At 30.0% G+C, this 1492-nt stretch carries 2 protein-coding genes; both read left to right on the forward strand.

Annotated features, from left to right (window positions below; all coding sequences use genetic code 11):
* Positions 1-300: plasmid mobilization relaxosome protein MobC (mobC, locus tag ABT299_RS52655; protein ID WP_500255478.1), on the forward strand; the 300-nt coding region annotated here is incomplete at its 5' end.
* Between the two features lie 2 nt (positions 301-302).
* A partial coding sequence (locus ABT299_RS52660; protein WP_500255479.1) for a relaxase/mobilization nuclease domain-containing protein occupies positions 303-1492 on the forward strand: 1190 nt, incomplete at its 3' end.

Below are 1492 nucleotides of genomic sequence, written 5' to 3' on the forward strand. Positions count from 1 at the left end.
ATTAAATTGATGATGAGAAAAACTGGTATCACTAATTTTTCTATTTTTGCTAGACGAGCCTGTTGCAATAAAGAGATTTTTTCTATTGATTTTTCAGAATATAAAAATATTATTTCTGAAATTTCTGCGACAAAATCTGAACTAAAACGTATCGGAAATAATATCAATCAAATTGCTAAACATTTAAACGAAAATAAAAATAATCAGACAAAAGAATTGATGTCTGATTATCAAAAGCAATTAGAAAACTTGGAAAATAAAATTCAAAAAGTTGTTCATTTTATTTCGGAGAGGGAGTAAAAATGACAGTGAGTTATATGCCAAAACAATCGAACGGAACGGTTCATTCCGCAAAAGATTTAAAACAACTCATTGATTATGTGATGAACTCCGAAAAAACAAATGACTTTGAATATGTTTCCGGTCAAAATATTTTAGATATTCATTCAACCTGTGATGAAATGTTAGCGACTCGAACAATGGCTATCGCTTTAAAAAACAAGCCACGAAAAAATGAAAGGTTCGGTTATCATTTTGTCCAATCTTTTTCTCCTGATGACCATTTAACCCCTGAACAAGTTCATGAAATTGGTTGTAAAACCATGAAAGAATATCTCGGAAATTCTGCGGAATTTATTATTGCTACTCATACCGATAAGCCACACCTCCATAATCATATTGTGCTAAATGCAACTGACCCTTTAACTTTAAATAAATTTCATCAAAATAAAAATGATTTGGAACGATTGAAAGAAATTTCTGATAACATTTCTAAAGAATATGGCTGTAAAATTATTGTCCGTCCTGAACAAAAATTAGGAAACTCTCACAAAAATTATTTGGTCTATCTTGCTCAAAATTCTTACCGAAAAGAGATTAAAAACAAACTTGAATTTTTAATGAACCATTCTCACACTTGGGAAGATTTTAAAACAAAAGCAAGAGCCTTAAATTTAAAAGTGGACGACACAAAAAAATATACCACTTATCTTTTAGAGGGAAGCGAACAAACCAAAAAAATTAGAGATAGAAGTTTAAAAAATGATAAATTTTTAAAGGAAAATCTAAAAGAACGGATAGAAAAAAATACCATTGGTTATTCAGTAGAGGAAGTCGTGAAACTTTGGAATGACAAAGAGAGTATTCAAGAAAAAAATCAAGAAAAAGAAATTTCAATTTTGGTAGAAGATTGGCAAATTGAGAAAGAAACTGAAAATTTTTTATACGTAACGATTGATACTGCTTTAGATAAAGAAGCGACAATAAAGATACCTGCACGCTGTGTCGATAAATTAGAAAATGGCGATTATCAAGTCTTTATCAAAAATAAAGACCGATTTTCTTATCTTGATAAGAAAAGTCCGGCAAACAATAAAATCATGTATGGAACAACTGTTGCTAAAAATCTACAACGACAAAGTGGAAATGTCCCTCTTTATTCTGACAATGCCAATATCAAACTCAAACAAGTCTTTCATGAGTTCGATTTCTT

This window comes from Spirillospora sp. NPDC000708 (genome assembly GCF_040299565.1).
GTDB lineage: Bacteria > Actinomycetota > Actinomycetes > Streptosporangiales > Streptosporangiaceae > Spirillospora.